Source organism: Rhodanobacter sp. UC4452_H20, from assembly GCF_052978205.1.
The window spans coordinates 2,901,086-2,918,786 of record NZ_CM129662.1 but is presented as its reverse complement, the minus strand read 5'-3'; the positions used below and the strand labels follow the sequence as shown (position 1 = coordinate 2,918,786).

The 17,701-nt window shown below is 67.3% G+C and carries 14 protein-coding genes; 6 read left to right on the top strand and 8 right to left on the bottom strand.

The window, feature by feature from the left end:
* Positions 1 to 14: 14 nt before the first annotated feature.
* Positions 15 to 761 carry a DUF4336 domain-containing protein gene (locus ACVCMC_RS13575; protein ID WP_447097677.1) on the top strand — a complete coding sequence of 249 codons (747 nt, stop codon included), beginning with the start codon at positions 15 to 17 and terminating at the stop codon, positions 759 to 761.
* A 103-nt stretch (positions 762 to 864) separates the two neighbouring features.
* Positions 865 to 1,698: a pirin family protein gene (locus ACVCMC_RS13570; RefSeq protein WP_447097676.1), complete on the top strand. Its 834-nt coding sequence runs from the start codon at positions 865 to 867 to the stop codon at positions 1,696 to 1,698.
* 84 nt (positions 1,699 to 1,782) lie between these two features.
* Here ACVCMC_RS13570 and ACVCMC_RS13565 read toward each other — a convergent pair whose 3' ends face one another.
* The 7 genes from ACVCMC_RS13565 to ACVCMC_RS13535 all read right to left on the bottom strand — a co-directional run bounded on the left by ACVCMC_RS13565 (position 1,783) and on the right by ACVCMC_RS13535 (position 12,034).
* The gene (locus ACVCMC_RS13565; protein WP_395120795.1) at positions 1,783 to 2,604 is read right to left on the bottom strand and encodes a carbohydrate ABC transporter permease; all 822 of its coding nucleotides are present in this window, start codon (positions 2,602 to 2,604) and stop codon (positions 1,783 to 1,785) included.
* Positions 2,601 to 3,479, bottom strand: a complete 879-nt coding sequence (locus ACVCMC_RS13560) for a carbohydrate ABC transporter permease (protein WP_447097675.1) — start codon at positions 3,477 to 3,479, stop codon at positions 2,601 to 2,603. Before ACVCMC_RS13560 ends, ACVCMC_RS13565 begins: the two co-directional genes overlap by 4 nt.
* Positions 3,476 to 4,756: a sugar ABC transporter substrate-binding protein gene (locus tag ACVCMC_RS13555; protein WP_447097674.1), complete on the bottom strand. Its 1,281-nt coding sequence runs from the start codon at positions 4,754 to 4,756 to the stop codon at positions 3,476 to 3,478. Before ACVCMC_RS13555 ends, ACVCMC_RS13560 begins: the two co-directional genes overlap by 4 nt.
* Positions 4,753 to 6,246 (bottom strand): glucoamylase family protein, encoded by a 1,494-nt coding sequence (locus tag ACVCMC_RS13550; protein WP_447097673.1) that lies wholly within the window; start codon positions 6,244 to 6,246, stop codon positions 4,753 to 4,755. The genes ACVCMC_RS13555 and ACVCMC_RS13550 overlap by 4 nt, the downstream gene beginning before the upstream one ends.
* 64 nt (positions 6,247 to 6,310) lie before the next feature.
* A complete protein-coding gene (locus tag ACVCMC_RS13545; protein ID WP_447099502.1) occupies positions 6,311 to 7,825 on the bottom strand; it encodes a tryptophan halogenase family protein in 1,515 nt (504 codons plus the stop codon).
* Positions 7,826 to 7,934: 109 nt separating this feature from the next.
* Complete coding sequence (locus ACVCMC_RS13540) at positions 7,935 to 10,982, bottom strand: TonB-dependent receptor (RefSeq protein ID WP_447097672.1); 3,048 nt, start codon at positions 10,980 to 10,982, stop codon at positions 7,935 to 7,937.
* Positions 10,983 to 11,014: 32 nt separating this feature from the next.
* Positions 11,015 to 12,034 carry a LacI family DNA-binding transcriptional regulator gene (locus ACVCMC_RS13535; protein WP_447097671.1) on the bottom strand — a complete coding sequence of 340 codons (1,020 nt, stop codon included), beginning with the start codon at positions 12,032 to 12,034 and terminating at the stop codon, positions 11,015 to 11,017.
* 571 nt (positions 12,035 to 12,605) lie between these two features.
* Here ACVCMC_RS13535 and ACVCMC_RS13530 point away from each other — a divergent pair.
* Together ACVCMC_RS13530 and rsmG are read left to right on the top strand one after the other, a co-directional pair.
* Positions 12,606 to 13,061: an SPFH domain-containing protein gene (locus ACVCMC_RS13530; RefSeq protein ID WP_395120801.1), complete on the top strand. Its 456-nt coding sequence runs from the start codon at positions 12,606 to 12,608 to the stop codon at positions 13,059 to 13,061.
* A gap of 157 nt (positions 13,062 to 13,218) precedes the next feature.
* A complete protein-coding gene (rsmG, locus tag ACVCMC_RS13525; protein WP_447097670.1) occupies positions 13,219 to 13,848 on the top strand; it encodes a 16S rRNA (guanine(527)-N(7))-methyltransferase RsmG in 630 nt (209 codons plus the stop codon).
* Between the two features lie 147 nt (positions 13,849 to 13,995).
* Here rsmG and ACVCMC_RS13520 read toward each other — a convergent pair whose 3' ends face one another.
* Positions 13,996 to 15,351 carry a GH1 family beta-glucosidase gene (locus ACVCMC_RS13520; RefSeq protein WP_447097669.1) on the bottom strand — a complete coding sequence of 452 codons (1,356 nt, stop codon included), beginning with the start codon at positions 15,349 to 15,351 and terminating at the stop codon, positions 13,996 to 13,998.
* A 271-nt stretch (positions 15,352 to 15,622) separates the two neighbouring features.
* Here ACVCMC_RS13520 and ACVCMC_RS13515 point away from each other — a divergent pair, with 271 nt between their 5' ends.
* Together ACVCMC_RS13515 and ACVCMC_RS13510 are read left to right on the top strand one after the other, a co-directional pair.
* Positions 15,623 to 16,711 (top strand): ABC transporter ATP-binding protein, encoded by a 1,089-nt coding sequence (locus ACVCMC_RS13515; RefSeq protein ID WP_447097668.1) that lies wholly within the window; start codon positions 15,623 to 15,625, stop codon positions 16,709 to 16,711.
* Between the two features lie 123 nt (positions 16,712 to 16,834).
* Positions 16,835 to 17,698, top strand: a complete 864-nt coding sequence (locus tag ACVCMC_RS13510; protein WP_447097667.1) for a ParA family protein — start codon at positions 16,835 to 16,837, stop codon at positions 17,696 to 17,698.
* Positions 17,699 to 17,701 lie beyond the last annotated feature (3 nt).

The window sequence follows — 17,701 nt, the reverse complement described above, 5'->3', positions numbered from 1 at the left end:
TGGCGAGGTCATTCGTGACGGAACTCGGCTTGTACACCCCGCTCGACACGTTGAAACCGGTTGCCGCCGACATCTGGATCGTCGACGGCCCGGTGGTGGCGATGGCGGCGCTCGGCATGCGCATGCCGTTTCCCACCCGCATGACGGTGGTGCGGTTGCCCGACGGCGGGCTGTGGTGCCACTCGCCGATCGCGCCCGACGCGGCGCTGTTCGAGGCGATCGATGCGCTCGGGCCGGTGCGCCATCTGGTGTCGCCCAACCTGCTTCATTACGCCCATATCGCCGCGTGGAAGCAGCGCTACCCCCACGCCACGGCGTGGGCTTCGCCCGGGGTGCGCCAGCGTGCGGCCAGCCAGCGCATCGACGTGCATTTCGACGCCGATCTGGACGACGCGCCGCCCCCGGACTGGGCCGGCAGCATCAAGCAGATGTGCTTCCGCGGCAGCCGCGTGATGCAGGAATTCGTGTTCCTGCATGACGCCAGCGGTACGCTGATCCTCACCGACCTGATCGAGAATTTCGAACTCGACAGGCTGCACGGCCCGATGCGCTGGCTGGCACGGCTGGGTGGCGTCCTGGACCCCGACGGCAAGGCGCCATGGGACATGCGCCTGACCTATCTGGGTCGCAAACGCCAGGCACGCGCTTGTCTGGCGCGGATGCTGGCGTGGCAGCCGCGGCGCGTGGTGCTGGCGCACGGGCGCTGGTTTCCGGACAACGCCATGGCCGAGTTGCGCCGGGCCTTTCGTTGGCTCGACTGAGCCGGTGTCGCGCCAGCGAAACGATCCGTTCCGGTGACACCGCTTGGATCGGCGCACGAATCGGACCATCTTGGCGGGCATGTCTTACCAGCCGGAGAACCCCATGAGCGATCGCACCATCACCCGCCGCATCCGCGGCACCGACACCTCCGACGGCGCCGGCGTGAAGCTCAAGCGCATCATCGGCCAGCCCGGGCTGGACATGCTCGACCCGTTCCTGTTGCTGGACGAATTCCGCTCCGACAGCGCCGATGACTACATCGCCGGCTTCCCCGAACACCCGCATCGCGGCTTCGAGACGGTCACCTACATGCTCGCCGGCCACATGCGGCACGGCGACAACCATGGCAACCGCGGCGACCTCACGCCGGGCAGCGTGCAGTGGATGACCGCCGGCCGCGGCATCCTGCACTCGGAAATGCCGCAGCAGGAAAACGGCCTGATGTGGGGCTTCCAGCTGTGGGTGAATTTGCCGGCGAAGGACAAGATGACGGCGCCGCGCTACCAGGACATCGCCCCGGAGCGGATTCCGGTGGTGCATCCGGCCGACGGCGTCGAGGTCAAGGTGATCGCGGGCGAGCTGGCCGGCGCCACCGGACCGGTCGAAGGCATCGCCACCGCGCCGGTGTATCTCGACGTCAGCCTGCAGCCCGGTGCGCGGTTCGCGCTGGCGTTGCCCGTCGGCCACCACGGTTTCGCCTACGTGTTCGAGGGCGAATCGGCGCTGGTCGGTGGCGAACGGCTGCAACGCAGCGAGCTGGGCGTGCTGTCCGATGGCGAACAATTGCAGCTGGCCGGCGGCGACAAACCCTCGCGCCTGCTGGTCGTCGCCGGCAAGCCGCTGAACGAACCGGTGGCTCGCTACGGTCCGTTCGTGATGAACACCCAGGCGCAGATCCACGAGGCGATCACGGATTTCCGGGCGGGCCGGTTCTAATCAGATAAAGCGCTCCTTGCATTCGCCCCCTCTCCCAGAGGGAGCGAACGCAAGGAGCGCGTCACTCCATTAAAGCGGGCGCTCTCACCCCTTCACGCTCCCCAGCAACAACCCCTGCAGGTAATGCCGCTGCAGCGCCAGGAACAGCACCAGCACCGGCAGCACGGTGACGACCGAGCCGGCCATCATCAGTTCGGTGTCCTCGCTGTGTTCGCGCACCAGCGAGGCCAGCGCCAGTGGCAGGGTGTAGTGCTCCTGGCCGGTCAGCACGATCAGCGGCCACATGAAATCGTTCCAGGCGGCGAGGAAGGTGAACACGGTCAGCGTCACCATCACCGGCTTGAGCAGCGGCAGCATGATCTGCACGAAGATGCGCCACTCGCCGGCGCCGTCGATGCGCGCCGCTTCCAGCAACTCGTCCGGCACGCTGCGGGCGAACTCGCGCACCAGGTAGATGCCGAACAGCGTGGCCATGCCCGGCACGATCGCGCCGGCGTAGCTGTTGACCAGGCCGGCATATTTCAGCAGCAGGAACAGCGGCAGCATCGCCACCTGGGCGGGGATCAGCAGCGCGCCGATCAGCGCGCGGAACAGGCGCTCGCGCCCGGCGAAGCGCAGCTTGGCGAAGGCGTAGCCGGCCATCAGGTTGCATACCAGCGCCAGCGCGGCGATCGCGCCGGAGATCGCCAGGCTGTTGAGCAGGTAGCGGCCCATGCCGGCACGGGCGAACAGCGCACGGTAGTTGTCCAGCGTGGGTTGCGCGGGCAGCAGCGGCGGCGGCAGCGAGCTGGCGCTGCCGGCCGGCATCAGCGAGGCCGACAGCATCCACAGCAGCGGCAGCACGGCCACCGCGGCGCAGCCGAACAAGGCGCCGTTGACCAGCCACCGGGCGAGGCGCGGGTTCATGCCGCCGCCCCGCGTCGCGCCAGTCGCAACAGCAGCATGGTCACCGCCAGGATGATGCCGAACAAGGCGAAGGCGACGGCCGAGGCCACGCCGAAGTTCCACCACTTGAAGCCGTCGTCGTACATCAGGTAGAGCACGCTCGTGGTGCTTTGCAGCGGCCCGCCTTCGGTCATCACGTAGGGCTCGGCGAACAGCTGGAAATAGCCGGCCACGGTGAGCACCATCACCAGCACCATGGTCGGCCGCAGCATCGGCAGGGTGATGTGGCGGAACTGCCGCCAGCGCGAGGCGCCGTCGATGCGCGCCGCCTCGTACAGCTCCGGCGGGACCGCCTGCAGGCCGGCCAGCAGGATGATCATGTTGTAGCCGAAGTTCTTCCACACCGCGAAGGCGATGATCGTGGGCATCGCCCAGTGCGGGTCGCCCAGCCAGTCCACCGGGTTCAGTCCCAGCATCGCCAGCGCATGGTTCACCAGGCCGTACTTGGTGTTGAACAGGTAGCGCCAGATCACCGCCACCGCCACCACGGTGGTCACCACCGGGGCGAACAGCACGGTGCGATGGAACGCCTTCATCCGCGCCAGCGGCGAGTTGAGCAGCAGCGCGGTGCCCAGCGAGGCGCCGATCGACAGCGGCACGCCGACAACCACGAAGTAGAACGTGTTGCCCAGCGCGGTCCAGAACAGCGGCCGCTGCAGCAACTCCCCATAGTTGTGCAGGCCGACGAAGCGCAGGTTGCGGATGTCGGCCAGCGCGTACAGGTCGTAATCGGTGAGGCTCAGGCCCAGCGCGCCCAGCACCGGCACGAAGAAGAACACGCCCAGCACCAGCAGCGCCGGGGTGAGGAACAGCCAGGCGGTGCGCGCGCGGCTCATCGCGTGCGCCCGGCGCGGTCGAGCATCCAGCGCCGCTTGGCCAGGATCGCGTCGGTGCGGCGGTCGATCTCGGCGGCGGCCTGGTCCACGGTGAGCTCGCCGTGGGCCGCGCGCGCGGCGACCAGCTGCATCTCGGTGACGATGCGCTCCCATTCCGGCACCGGCGGGGTCGGCTTGACCCGTTCCAGCTGCTCGTGGAATGCCTGTACCGCGGGATCGCCACGCAGCGCGTCGCCCCGCCACGCCGAACGGCGCGGCGGCATGTCGCCCAGCAACGCGTAGAACTGCTGCTGCACCTCGGGGCGCGACAGGTATTCGATCAGCAACCAGGCCTGCGCCTTGCGCGGCGAGTGGCGAAAGATGACCAGGCTGGAGCCGCTGGCGATGCCGGCTCCCGGGCCGTGCAGGCCAGGCAGCGGCGCGGTCGCCCATTCGTCCTGCCGGGACGCCGGGAGGCGTTGGCGGAACTCGCCGATGTTCCACGGCCCGGAGAAGTAGAACGCGTACACGCCGCGGCCGACCTCGGCCCATGGGTTGGGCACTTCGGTGTTGGCCAGCAGCGGCGCTTCGTGTCGCTTGAACCGCTCCACGTAGAACGCCAGCGCGCGCTTGAAGCCGGCGCTTTCGAAATTGCCGTAGCGGCCGCCGTCGCGCAGCAGCGGCTCGTCCTGCTGCAGGGCCAGCGACAGCAGCTGCTCGAACTCGTTGGTCGGCAGCAGGATCGCGTAGTGATCGGGCGCGGCCTGCGCCTGCAGCGCGGCCAGCTGCCGCGACCAGGCAGCCCAGTCGCGCGGCGGCGCGTCGAAGCCGGCGGCGGCGAGCAGGTCCTTGCGGTAGAACAGCAGCCGCGTGTCGACATACCAGGGGATGCCGACCAGGGTGCCGTCGATGCGGTTGGTGGCCCAGGTGCCGGGAAAGTAATCCGCCGGCTGCACCACGCGCGAACGTTCGACGTACGGCTGCAGCGGTTCGAGCGCATCCAGCGCGCACATCTCGGCGAGCCAGGTGTTGCCCAACTGGGCCACGTCCGGCGTGGTGTCGCCGGCGATCGCGGTGAGCAGCTTCTGGTGCGCCGCCTTCCACGGCAGTTGCTGCACGTCGACGCGGATGTCCGGGTGTTCGCGCTCGAACGCCGGCATCAGCTGCGCCACTGCCTCGCTCTCGCGGCCCATCGCCCAGAAGGTCAGTGTGTGGCGATCATCGTGATCGCCCCGGCAGGCAGCGATGCCGACCAGCAACAGCGCCGGCGCCAGCAGTCGCCAGCGCCGCCGGCTCACGGTGTGGCCGCCGCCCGTGACAGCCAGCCGCCGCGGAAGCCGGCCTGCTGCAGGCCCTTGCGCACATACGGGTTGCGCTTCATCACTTTCCACACCAGGCCGCTGCGCCAGTTCTCCAGCATCAGCAGGATCGGGCCCTGGTCGATGCCCAGGTACTCGGTGTCGACCCAGCCGAAGCCGGGAATCACCAGGCCGGTGCGCAGCGGCGCGTCGGGATCGCGCAGGGTCAGGTTGAACGCGTCGCGGAAGCCGTACTTCGCGTAGATGTATTTGCCGTAGCGCTGTTTCATGTGCAGGAACTCCGGCACCACCAGGTCCGGCGCGAAGGCGATCGAGCCCAGCGCTGCCGTGGGCGCGATGGTACCGTCATCGACCACGTGGCGCAGGCCCACGCCGCGCGCGGAGTAGCCGAAGTAGCGCCGCTCGCGCCCGTCCGTGACGATGCCGAAGTGGCCCGGGCCGTTGCTGGCCGTCAGCCCCCACAGGTTCTCGCCGTAGCCGGTCCAGCCCGCCGGATTGGCGATCGCGTAGTTGCGTTGCGACAGCACCGCATGGCGGCCGTTTTCGAAATAATCCGAATCGTGCTGGCGCATGAAGTCGTCACGGATGCCGCGGAAGTCGATCCACGCGGCGCTGTACTGGTGGCCGAACAGCGGCCCGAAGGTCAGGAAGGTTTCGCCGTAGAGCGTGCCCCAGTAGCGCGGGTTGGTGCGCGTCCACGCGTGCCACGCCGCGGGCTGCAGCGGATGGGTGGGCGAGCCCAGCGCCAGGATGTAGAGCAGGTTCGCCTCGCTGTAGCCCTCCCAGTCGTGCGGGATGAACTCGCCGCCGGGGGTCCAGCCCATGCTGACCAGCGGCGGGCGTGCCTGCATCCACGGCCAGTCGACGCGCTTGTAGAGCATGTCGGCGAGCGCGCGAATCTCTTTTTCCTGCGGCGTGTCGCGGTCGTAGTACGACTGCGCGAACAGCACGCCACCGAGCAGCAAGGTGGTGTCGATGCTGGACAGCTCGACGCCGCGACCGTGGCGCAAGCCGGTCTGCATGTCGAGGAAGTGGTAGTAGAAGCCGCGGTAGCCGGTGGCGTCATCCTCGCTGGCGTTCTGCGGCGAGTCGGCGAAGAAGCGCAAGGTCACCAGGGTTCGCTTGACCGCCTGGTCGCGGTTGATCCAGCCCCGTTCGGCGCCGATGCCGTAGGCCGTCAGGCCGAAACCCACCGCCGCGATGCTGGAGAACGACTGCCCCGGCCAGTGGTCCGGTGCCAGCCCGTTGACCGGATTGGTGGTGTCCCAAAAGAACTGGAAGGTGCGGTGTTCCAGCTCGTCCAGTTGCGCCTGCTGGTCGGCAGGGAGGGCGGTGAAGGCCAGCGGCGCGTGGCGCGTGGCCTCGGTGGTGATGTCCTGCGCTGCGGCTGGTGCCCATGCACCCAGGCCGGTGAGCGCGAATGCCAGCAGCAATGGGGCGAGGAAGGAGCGGAAGCGCAGAAGACTCATCGAGCGGAATATCCGTGGCGACGAATGAAGGATGTGGTTCTTGTGTTGATGGTGCAAACCCGGGTCACGCAGCTCCAGCGGTGCAGTAGCGATCGATGAAGGCCTGTTGCATCGGCATCGAATCGACGCAGCTGGCGACAACCTGGCCGACACCGGCAATGAACTTGCGCAGGTCCCGCTCGGGCATCTGGTCAACCAGGGGGTGATAGCCCCGCGGGATGATGCCTTGGCCGATCATCACCTGTACCCAGCTGACCAGAGCAAACATTTCCTCGGCATTGCGGAAGAAGCGGCCGCTGTCGCGAAACAGGGCGATGTTCTCGCGCAGTTGATCCGGAATCGACATCGTGCGGCACTGGCGCCAGAACGGCGTGTCGTCCCGCCGGGTGGCGTGGTAGTGCAGAATGAGAAAGTCACGGATGCGCTCGTACTCGAAAACGGCTTGCGCGTTGTAGCGATTGATCACCACCTCGCTGAAATCGCGCTGCGGAAAAAGATTGAGCAGGCGCGCGATACCGGACTGGATCATGTAGATGCTGGTCGATTCCAGCGGTTCCAGGAACCCGCTGGACAGTCCCAGCGCCACCACGTTCCTGTTCCAGAACTTCTTGCGCACGCCGGTGGTAAAGCGCAACGGGCGCGGCTCGCCGACCGCAGGTGCGTCGAGATGGGCGAGCAAGGTTGCCGCTGCTTCGTCGTCGCTGACATGGCCGCTTGAATACACGTAACCGTTGCCGGTGCGATGCTGCAACGGAATCCGCCACTGCCAGCCGGCATCGCGCGCGGTGGAGCGCGTGTAGGACGTGGGTGGTCCCACCTTCTCGCAAGCCACCGCAACTGCACGGTCGCACGGCAGCCAGTGCGTGAAGTCCAGATAACCCGTATGCAGCGCCTGCTCGATCAGCAGGCCACGAAAGCCGGAGCAGTCGATGAACAATTCGCCATCGATCCGCTCGCCGCTTTCCAGGACGACGGCCTCGACAAAGCCGTCATGCGCACGCAGCAGGGTCTGGGAGATCTTGCCCTCGGTACGACGCACGCCGCGCCGCTCGGCGTAGCCCCGCAGGTACCTGGCGTAGCGGCCAGCATCAAAGTGGTAGGCATAGGCGATGTCCGCCAGCGGCGAGCCGGCCGGTACATCGGTGGCCGAAGGCATGAACTTGCCAAGCGGCGCGGCCACCGTGTTCAGCGAGTAGGCGCCGATGTCCTCGGCGATACCCAGCTGATTCGCCTTGATCCAGAACTGATGAAACGGCAGCAGGCTGACATCGTGGCCGATCGTGCCGAAGCCGTGGATATACGTGTCGCCGATGCGGCCCCAGTCGTTGAACTGGATGCCGAGCTTGAACGTGCCCTGCACCTGCCTGATGAACTCGATCTCGTCGATTTCCAGGAGATTGTTGAAGAGCTTCAGGTGCGGCACCGTCGCCTCGCCGACGCCGACCGTGCCGATTTCTTCCGATTCGATCAGCCGGATTGCATAGTCCGGCCCGAGTACCTTCGCAAACGCCGCTGCAGCCATCCAGCCCGCGGTGCCACCGCCGACAATCACGATATTGCGGATGCGTGGATCAGTCATGGAAAACCCGCTCGTGCAAGGGAGTGCTTCGGCGTGAAGAACAAAGCCCGCGAAACGCGGGCTTTGCATGAGACCGCTCCGGTGCCGTCCACCGGCTCGAAGCTCCGCCCTAGAAGCTGATGCCGGCCGTGGCCCTCAGGGTGCGCGTGTAACCGGTGATGTCGCCGGTGGGGTTGTAGAACACCTGCGGGTTGTAGACGCCGCCGCTGCCGTAGTTCGTCATGTAGCCCACGGTATTCCTGAAGTTGAACACATTGATCAGGTCGATGCGCACATAGCCACTGACGTTGTCGTAGATCTTGAAGTTCTTCGTGGCCTGCAGGTCGAGGTCGCGATAGCCGAAGACCTTGCCGCCGATCAGGAAGCGGCCGTTGCCCGGTGGCGCGATGGCGACGACGCGACCGCCGGCGCCGTTGGTCACGCCGTTGTCCTGGTTCGTCGCCGGCGCACCATAAAAGGCCATGCCGACGTTGGGAACGGGTGTGGACAGGGTCAGCTTGCCGCCAAACACGAAGCCCCAGGGGCCATCGATGTTGCCGGTCACCACGAGCCGGTTCTTGGCCACGGCACCGCCGACAAACGGGTAATGGCCGACGGTCTCGAAGTCGAACGCGTACTGGTCGGTCGGGTCGTTGTTGTTGTGGTTCTGACTCGAATGGGTGTGGGTGTAGGCAATCGTCAGGCCCCAGTGCGATTCCTTGGTATAGGGCTTTTCCGCGGACAGCAGGACCTGGGTGGTGCGGGTTTCCAGGCCGTTGTTGCCGATGATGAAACTGCCGAAGCCGGGGATGCCGTTGCCCCACGGCTGACTGCCGTTCTGCCAGAAACTGCCGTCGGGATAGCGGTTGCCCAGCGTGTAGACCAGGCCGTCGTGGCTGCGGATGTTGGCGATCGCGGCGCTGGTGTTCCATTCGCCGATCGTGTTGCGCATGCCCAGGCTGATCTGGTCGGAGTAGGGCGTCTTGAGGTGGTTGTTGACCGCGTCCACCTCCTTGCCGGTGTTGGTTCCGGCCACCAGCGCCTGCAGGGTCGCGATGTCCATGTATGACGGATCAAAGGCGTAGCAGGTACCGACCCCTACCGTGCACGGATGGAGCGGGGTGTTGAACTGGATCGTCGGCTGCGACAGCACCGACTTGGTCTGCTCGACCTGGATCGCCTCGTACAGGTTGCGATCGTAGGAACGGCCGATGCCGCCGAAAATGACATGCGCTTCGTCCCCGTTGAGGTCGTAGGAGAAACCGAGACGGGGCTGGAAGTTGTTCTTCGGCGCCTTTCGATTGTTCCCGGTGCTGATGTAGTCGTTGATGTCCACGCCGCCCAGGGCCAGTGTCTGCGCGTAGGTCTGACCGGCGGGCGCACCCGTGTGGGGATCGGGGCTGTTGAGGGCGGCGACCACGTTGGCTGGCGTGACGTAGTTGAGATAGGAAGGCGTTTCCTCGTAATCCCAGCGCACGCCCAGGTTCAGGGTCAGCTTGTCGTTGATGGCCCAGTCATCCTGGATATAGGCGCCGAACTGCTTGTCGCGACTGGTCGCCACCGGACTTTGCCCCGGCGTGGGTGAGCCGAACTGCACTTCGTAGGGGGTCGCCTCGGTGCCGGCATCGGGCGTGACGGCGTAGCTGAACAAGGCATTCGTATCGCCGGCGTCCTGCGCCGTGAGTTTCACTTCCTTGTACTTCACCCCCATCTTGATGACGTGGTCGCCGTGCCACTCGAAATCATTGAAGGTCAGGTCGTCCTGCAGCGCCGGCCCTTTCTGGCCCTTGTTCTGCTGGGCCAGCGGGGAGTTGCCTGTCTGCAGGATCGTCTGGTTCTGGTTGATGTCCTGCGTGTACCGCGCACCGGCGCCGTGCATGGCGGGCGTGGGTGAGAAGAACGCGTCCTCGTACGTCACCTGCAGGCGGTTGAACCAGCTGTAGGCGCTGTGATCCCAGCGCAGGTCATAGCGTTTGTCGGTGTTGTTCGTGTTGATGGCCGCCGACGGCGTGGTGACGCCGCCGATGCCGGACACCTGGGTTTCGTCGCGATACTTGCCGCTGAGCTCGAAGCGATCGCGGTCGGTGGGCTCCCAGTCGATCTTGCCGAACCAGTCGTTTTCCTTGAACGGCAGGCTGGCCGGGCCGATCTGCGCGCTGGCGCTGGCGGGCAGCTGGCTTTCGTAGCCGCCGCCGATCAGGCCCGGAACCACCGTGGTCGGCGTGTCGAATTCCTTGCCCTCGTAGGCAATGAAGAAGTGCGCCTTGTCCTGGATGATCGGGCCGCCCAGATCGAAGCCGTAGTCCTTTTCGTGCGAATCGGTCTTCTTGTGGTTGGCTATTTCGGAAGGCGTCTTCGCGCGCATGGCGGTGTTGGTGAAGTCGCCGAAGACGTCGCCGTGGAAGGTGTTGGTGCCGGACTTGCTTTGCGCCACCACGGCGGCGCTCGAGACCTGGTCGAACTCGGCCTTGTAGTTCGAGGTGATGACCTTGTATTCGCCGATGGCCAGCTGCGGGAACGGGTTGCCCTGGCTGCCGGTCTGGCCGGTGACGCCGCCCTGCAACACGTAGTTCTTCTGGCCCACGCCGTCGATGTACACGTTGATCGCGCTGGTGGCCTGGGCGCCGGAACGCAGGCTGGTGTTGCCGTTCGCATCGCGCGTGAAGACCATGCCCGGCACGGCGTCGGCGAATTGCAGGAAGTTGCGCGAGGATTGGGGCGTGGCGTCGATCTGGCGCAGCGACACCGTGTTGCCGACCTCGGACGTCTTCACTTCCTGCAAGGCCGTTGCAGTCACCGTGACGGCGCCGAGGTTGGTCGCGTTGGCTGCGGCGGGTGCGCTGGTGCTGGTCGCGGCCGCGGCCGTCAGATTCAGGGTCGCGGTGGACGCCACGCTGAGCGTGACGGTCTGTGTCGTGCCCGGGCCGGCATCGACCGTATACGTGCCGGGTGGCAGGCCGACCAGCGCATAACTGCCTTCGCCGTTGGCCTTGGTCACGCGGGTCGAGCCCGTGGCGATATTCCTGGCGGTCACCAGGGCGTTCGGAGGCGCATGGCCGCGCAGGTTCGCGTCGGAACTCGCGGCCATCACGAACGATGGTGCGACGGCCAGAGACATGATCGACGCGCCGATCAATCCGGCCAGCAGGTTCTTCTTGAATTGCGTTGAGGTTTTCATCGCTCCCCTCCCCGGGCAGTTTGCTGAGACGTTCAGGAGTTCTTTTCTGGTTTGTTTCCGCCGCAGGTGTCGCGAACCACGATTTCAAAACCGAGCGTGTCGGCGGAAGGTGTTTCCTGCCCGGGGCGTTCGACGACGTCGGCCAGGCGCTCCAGCGCGAGACGGCCGAAGTCGGCAATGCGCACGCGCACCGTGGTCAGGGCCGGTGTCACGTAGCGGGTGATCGGGATATCGTCGAAGCCGGCCAGCGCGATGTCCTCCGGCACCTGCACGCCGGCGTCCTTGAACGCCGCCAGGCAGCCCACCGCCATCATGTCGTTGGCGGCGAACACGGCCGCCGGCCGCTTCGTCCGCGCCAGCAGCTGCTGGCCGGCGCGATAGCCCGATTCCTCGGTGAAGTCGCCATCCACCACGGTCAATGCCGCGCGCGGGGCGTATTTGGCCATCGCCTCGCGATAGCCGCGCTCGCGTTCGCTGGCGTCGAAGTTGCCGGGCGGCCCGGCGATCAGCGCCACGCTGCGATGGCCGGCCTGCAGCAGGTGCCGCACCATCGCCACCGCGCCGCCGTGGTTGTCGATGTTGATCACGTGGAACGCCGGCCCGCTCACCGCGCTGTTGAGCAGCACCACCGGCAGCGCCTTGGGCAGGTTGGCGCGCAGGAACGCCGTGTCGACCCGTTCGGACAGGATCAGCAGGCCGTCGACGCGACCCTGCATCGAGCGCACCGCCGCCGCCGCTTCGGTCGCGCCACCGTGCGAGCTGGATACCAGCAGGTGCAGGCCGCGCGCACGCGCCGCCAGGTCGATGCCGCGGATCAACTCGGAAAAGAACTCGCCGTACAGGTCGGGCAGCAGGGCGCCGACAGTGTGCGTGCGGCGGGTGATCAGCATGCGCGCCGCTGCATGCGGGATGTACTGCAGGCGCTCGGCGGCGGCGTGGATGCGCGCGCTGGTGGCCGCGGTGACGCCGCCGCCGCCATTGAGCGCGCGCGACACTGAAGCCACCGACACCCGGGCCTCGCGCGCCACGTCTTTGATGGTTGCTGCCGCCATGGGAATGTTTCCGCCGGGTTCGCCAACCCTTGGGTGGCGCCAACGTAAACGTTTTCATGCGGACTTGTAAAGGGCTTGTTGCGGCGACCTGTGCTGCATCGCAGCAGCGCGCAGGCGGCAGCCCGGCGGGAAATCCCGGCGAAACGCCAGAGCGGCCCGCTTGCCGATCCAGGCACTCCCTTGCTGCGCCACGGCAACGGTATGCGGCGCCGACGGGCCGGCGTGGCCGATCGGCCGCCCCCTCGAACGTGACGGACGCCACGCCCCCGCGCCTTGGCTGCGGATACCCCGTGTTTTGGCAAGTTCGATGCTTGATTCCCGGGGCAGGAGGAAAAGCGGGCCGCGCGCGACCGAACCGGAGTGAAAACTGACGCAGCGCGGCCGTTCGTGTCCTCCCGTGTCGTCGACAGCTTCACCGATCCGACGACGCGCTCTTGACTTGTTTTCGGCGTCTTGTTAAAGATTCATCCGCGCGTTAAACCGCGGTTAAGTCACACAGAGTCAATCGATTGTATCCTTCAGTTCCAGTATCAGACGAATAAACCAATCTCAAGTTACTGATTTTACGACCATGACCATGCTGTCCACCCTCATCGTTGCCTTGCTCGCCGTGCTGCTCGCCAGCGCCGTGCGGCGCGTGCCGGAGGGTCTGGTCTACAGCATCTACCGTCATGGCAAGCCGCGCCGGCTGCTGCCGGCCGGCACGCACCTGGTGCTGCCGCTGCTCGACCGGGTCGCGCACAAGATCAATCTGTCCGGCCAGACCCTGCAGCTGCAGGCGCCGCTGGGGCCGCGCGACGTGCGCGGCACGGTGTACTGGCAGGTGCTGGAGCCGGAACGCGCCGACGCCGTGTTCGAGCAGGTCGACCAGCTGATCCGCCATGGCGCGCAAGCCGCGCTGCGTGACGAACCCGCCACCGAGGCGGTCGATCGGCGCGATCTGGGCGCGCGGGTCAAGCAATCGTTGAATCACGTGCTGCGCGAGCGCGGCATGATGGTCACCCGGGTCGATCTCGACGCCGCCTGAGCATCGCATCGCGCCAGGCGCCCGCAGAGCGCCGCGCCGCAGGGGATTTGCTCCACTTCGAGCCCGCTTCGGCGGGCTTTCTTTTGCCCCGGCTGCTGGCGTTGCGGCGGGCTTGCCGGGATACTTGCCGACCGCTTTCCCACAGGACTGATGGCCGATGGCCGCGCGCGACGCCTTGCAGGCACAACTCGAACAGGGCATTGCCGCGCTGGGCCTGCAACTGCCTGCCGATGCGGTGCCGCGCCTGCTCGACTATCTCGCCCTGCTCGAACGCTGGAACGGCGCCTACAACCTCACCGCGGTGCGCGAACCGACCGAGATGGTGACCCGCCACCTGCTCGATTCGGTGGCGATCCTGCCGTTCGTGCAGGGCCACAGCCTGGCCGACCTCGGCACCGGCCCCGGCCTGCCCGGCATCGTGCTGGCGATCGCCGCGCCGGGCCGGCAGATCCTGCTGGTGGACTCCAACGGCAAGAAGGTGCGCTTCCTGCGCGAGGCGATCCGCAGCCTGAAACTGGAGGGCGTGCGCGCCGAACAGGCACGGGTGGAAGACGTCGCCGGCCAGTTCGACTGCATCACCGCGCGCGCCTTCGCCAGCCTTGCCGACATGCTGGCCTGGGGCGGCCACCTGCTGGCACCGCAAGGGACCTGGCTGGCGATGAAGGGGAAGCTGCCGGACGACGAGTTGGCGGGGATCCCGGACGGCTTCGTCGTGCGCGCCACGCACGAACTCCATGTGCCCGGCTTGCCCGCTGAACGCCACCTGCTGGTGCTCGGCCGCGGGTAGGGCGGGCAGTGCCCGCCGGTCTTTGTCCGAGATCGCGAGAGCGGCGGGCAGTGCCCGCCCTACGCCACCACGGTTGTTGTAGGAGCGCACCCTGTGCGCGATGCTCTTCGTCACGCTGCACAAAGGCATCGCGCACAGGGTGCGCTCCTACAGATCCAGCACCGCGCCGTTGCTCTCGATAATCTGCGCATACAGCCTGGCGCTGGCCTTGGCCGTGCGCTGCTGGGTGGCGAAGTCGACGTGGTAGAGGCCGAAGCGCTTGGCGTAGCCCAGCGACCACTCCAGGTTGTCCAGCAGCGACCAGGCGTAATAGCCCTGCACGTTCACCCCTGCGGCGATCGCGGCATGCAGCGCGCGCAAGTGCTTGCGCAGGTAGTCGCAGCGCAGCGGGTCGTCCACGGTGGCGCCTTCGGCGACCGGCGGGTCGTAGAAGGCGGAGCCGTTCTCGGTGATGTACAGCGGGATGTCGCCGTAGCGCTGCTTGAACCAGACCAGGGTGTCAGTCAGCCCCTGCGCGTAGACCTCCCAGCCCGTTTCGGTGTGGGTGCGGTTGGGTTGGCGCACCGACACCGCGCGCAGCGGATACGCGTCCGGGTCGTGCCGGACCACCGCGCGCGTGTAGTAGTTGATGCCGACGAAATCGACGCGCTGGCGGGTCAGCGCGAAATCCTCTGCCGGGAAATCCGGCCATGCGGCGCCGAAGATCTCCTTGAGCTGCTCCGGATAGCTGCCCAGCAGCGCGGGGTCGGCGAACTGCCGGTTCATGTAGGCGTGCGCGCGCGCGGTGGCGGCCATGTCTTCGGCGCCTTCGGAATACGGGTATTTCGGCTCGATGTTGAACACCACGCCGATCTCGTGCCTGCCGTGCGCGCGGTAGGCCTGGATGCCGGCGCCACTGGCGCGCATCAGGTTGTGCGCGGCGATCGGCGCCTCGTACTTGTTGCGGTGTCCGGGCGCCAGCGCGCCGTGCAGGTAGCCGCCGTCGGTGACCACCCAGGGTTCGTTGAGCGTGGACCAGCGCGGCACGCGGTCGTCCAGCGCCTTGAACATGACCTCGGCGTACTCGGCGAACCAGTGCGCGCTGTCGCGGTTGAGCCAGCCGCCGCGGTCGTCCAGCGCCGCCGGCAGGTCCCAGTGGAACAGCGTGGCGTTCGGCGCGATGCCGTGTTCCAGCAGCTCGTCGACCAGCCGCGAGTAGAAGTCCAGCCCCTTCGGATTGACCCGGCCGGTGCCCTCGGGAAGCACGCGCGCCCAGTTGATGCTGAAGCGGTAGCCATCGAGGCCCAGCGCCTTCATCAGCTGCACGTCTTGACGGTAACGGCGGTAGTGGTCGCAGGCGACGTCGCCGGTGTCGCCGTTGGCCATCATCCCGGGCGTATGCGCGAAGCGCTGCCAGATGCTGGGGCCGGCGCCGTCGGCCAGCGGCGAGCCTTCGATCTGGTAAGCGGAAGTGGCGGCGCCCCAATGGAAACCGTCGGGAAAAACGAATCGGGGTGCGGTCATGGGGTTCCCTGAGAGGTTGTGCTTTTTCAACCTCGAAGCCCGGCCATGGATGGCCGGACGCGGATCGGGCACGCAAGTGCCTGATTCGCGTGAGCGAGTCCGGGCGTGTACCGGACTCGCGATAGAAGAAAACCACAGGAAGTGGTTTTCTTCACAAGCTCTGAGGCCCGCGCTTTGATGTAAACGCTTACATGGGCAGAATAGCCCAATGCCCGCCGGCCTGCGAAGCGCCGGCGCCGCGGCCGAGCCGGCCACCGCTGTGGAGATGCCGATGGCCGAGGTTCAACTCGATCGCCTGCGCAAGGTCTACCCCGACGGCCACGTCGCGGTGGCCGGCGCCAGCTTCACCGTGGCCGACGGCGAATTGCTGGTGCTGGTCGGGCCGTCCGGCTGCGGCAAGACGACCTTGCTGCGCATGATCGCCGGGCTGGAACCGATCAGCGACGGCACGCTGCGCATCGGCGGCCGCGTGGTGAACGAGGTGGCGCCGAAGGACCGCGACATCGCGATGGTGTTCCAGAACTACGCGCTGTACCCGCACATGACGGTGGCCGAGAACCTGGGCTTCGGGCTGAAGCTGCGCGGCAGGCCGCGGGCCGAGATCGCGCAGAAGGTGGCGGTAGTGGCCGAGTCGCTGGGGTTGCAGTCGCGGCTGGCGGCGCGCCCGGCCGCCTTGTCCGGCGGCCAGCGCCAGCGGGTGGCGCTGGGCCGCGCGCTGGTGCGCGAGCCGCAGGTGTTCCTGCTCGACGAGCCGCTGTCCAACCTCGACGCGAGGCTGCGCCTGTCGATGCGGGTGGAGATCGCCCGGCTCCACCGCCAGCTCGGTGCCACCATGATCTACGTGACCCACGACCAGATCGAGGCGATGACCCTGGGCCAGCGCATCGTGGTGCTGGATGGCGGCGTGATCCAGCAGATCGACACGCCGATGGCGCTGTACGACCGGCCCGCCAACATGTTCGTGGCCGGCTTCCTCGGCAGCCCGGCGATGAACCTGCTCCGCGGCACGCTGCGCCGGCACGAGGGCTGGCGGCTGGCCTGCGCCGCGGGCGAGCTGGTGCTGGGCGACCTTCTGCCCGATCCCGCCTGGGCGGCCTGGTGCGATCGCGAGGTGGTGCTGGGCGTGCGCCCGGAACACCTGCAGCCGGACCCCGCCGGTGCGGCCTTGCAGGCGCGACTGGAGGTGGTCGAGCCGGTGGGCAACGAGGTCTTCCTGAACCTGCGCTTCGGCGACCAGGTGCTGGTGGCGCGGGTACCGCCACGCCCCCTGCCCGAGCCCGGCAGCCTGGTCGCGCTGGGCCTGTCGCACCCGTACCTGCACCTGTTCGATGGCGCCAGCGGCGCGCGGATCGGCGACTGAGCCCGGATCGCCCAGCAGCGTGATCCCCGCCGCCACCGGCGGCAGAGCGGTCCGGCCGGGGCAGGCAAGCCCGGGCGGCAATGCTAATCTAGCCGTCCTTCGCGAACGGAATGCCTTCGATCCATGGCCCGCATCATCGCTGTCGCCAACCAGAAGGGCGGCGTCGGCAAGACCACCACGGCCGTCAACCTGGCCGCTGCGCTTGCGGCGGCCAAGCGCAAGGTATTGCTGGTGGATCTCGATCCGCAGGGCAACGCCACCATGGCCTCGGGCATCGACAAGCGCCAGATCGGCCCGAGCGGCTGCGAGGTACTGCTGGAAGAGGTGGAGATCAGCGCGGCGATCGTGCCCACCGAGGCGCACTACGACGTGCTGCCGGGCAACGGCGACCTCACCGCCGCCGAGCTGAAACTGATGGACGCGCTGGCCCGCGAGCACCGCTTGAAGGACGTGCTGGCCAAGGTCGCGGACAAGTACCACACCATCCTGATCGACTGCCCGCCCTCGCTCAACCTGCTCACCCTCAACGCGCTGACCGCCGCCGACGGCGTGCTGATCCCGGTGCAGTGCGAGTACTTCGCGCTGGAGGGCCTGTCCAGCCTGCTCGACACGGTCAAGGCGGTGCGCCACCGGCTCAATCCGAAACTGGAGATCGAGGGCCTGCTGCGCACCATGTACGACGTGCGCAACAACCTCGGCAACGAGGTCTCCGCCCAGCTCACCCAGCACTTCGGCGACAAGGTGCTGCGCTCGATCATCCCACGCAACGTGCGCCTGGCCGAGGCGCCGAGCCACGGCCAGCCGATCCACCTGTACGACCGCAGCTCGCGTGGCGCGATCGCCTACATCGGCCTGGCCGGCGAGGTGATCCGGCGCGAACGCGGGCTGCCGCCGCGCGCCGAGCCGGCCGACGAGGCCGACTCCGCCGCGCATGGCGACCACAACGGCGTGCTGCTCAAGGCACCCGCCGCCAATCATCAGGACTGAGGC

Coding starts and splice junctions, on each gene's coding strand:
- ACVCMC_RS13515 (WP_447097668.1), top strand. CDS start 15,623: ATGGCCGAGGTTCAACTCGATCGCCTGCGCAAGGTCTACCCCGACGGC.
- ACVCMC_RS13565 (WP_395120795.1), bottom strand. CDS start 2,604: ATGAACCCGCGCCTCGCCCGGTGGCTGGTCAACGGCGCCTTGTTCGGC.
- ACVCMC_RS13570 (WP_447097676.1), top strand. CDS start 865: ATGAGCGATCGCACCATCACCCGCCGCATCCGCGGCACCGACACCTCC.
- ACVCMC_RS13545 (WP_447099502.1), bottom strand. CDS start 7,825: ATGACTGATCCACGCATCCGCAATATCGTGATTGTCGGCGGTGGCACC.
- ACVCMC_RS13540 (WP_447097672.1), bottom strand. CDS start 10,982: ATGAAAACCTCAACGCAATTCAAGAAGAACCTGCTGGCCGGATTGATC.
- ACVCMC_RS13520 (WP_447097669.1), bottom strand. CDS start 15,351: ATGACCGCACCCCGATTCGTTTTTCCCGACGGTTTCCATTGGGGCGCC.
- ACVCMC_RS13560 (WP_447097675.1), bottom strand. CDS start 3,479: ATGAGCCGCGCGCGCACCGCCTGGCTGTTCCTCACCCCGGCGCTGCTG.
- ACVCMC_RS13530 (WP_395120801.1), top strand. CDS start 12,606: ATGACCATGCTGTCCACCCTCATCGTTGCCTTGCTCGCCGTGCTGCTC.
- ACVCMC_RS13535 (WP_447097671.1), bottom strand. CDS start 12,034: ATGGCGGCAGCAACCATCAAAGACGTGGCGCGCGAGGCCCGGGTGTCG.
- ACVCMC_RS13550 (WP_447097673.1), bottom strand. CDS start 6,246: ATGAGTCTTCTGCGCTTCCGCTCCTTCCTCGCCCCATTGCTGCTGGCA.
- ACVCMC_RS13510 (WP_447097667.1), top strand. CDS start 16,835: ATGGCCCGCATCATCGCTGTCGCCAACCAGAAGGGCGGCGTCGGCAAG.
- rsmG (WP_447097670.1), top strand. CDS start 13,219: ATGGCCGCGCGCGACGCCTTGCAGGCACAACTCGAACAGGGCATTGCC.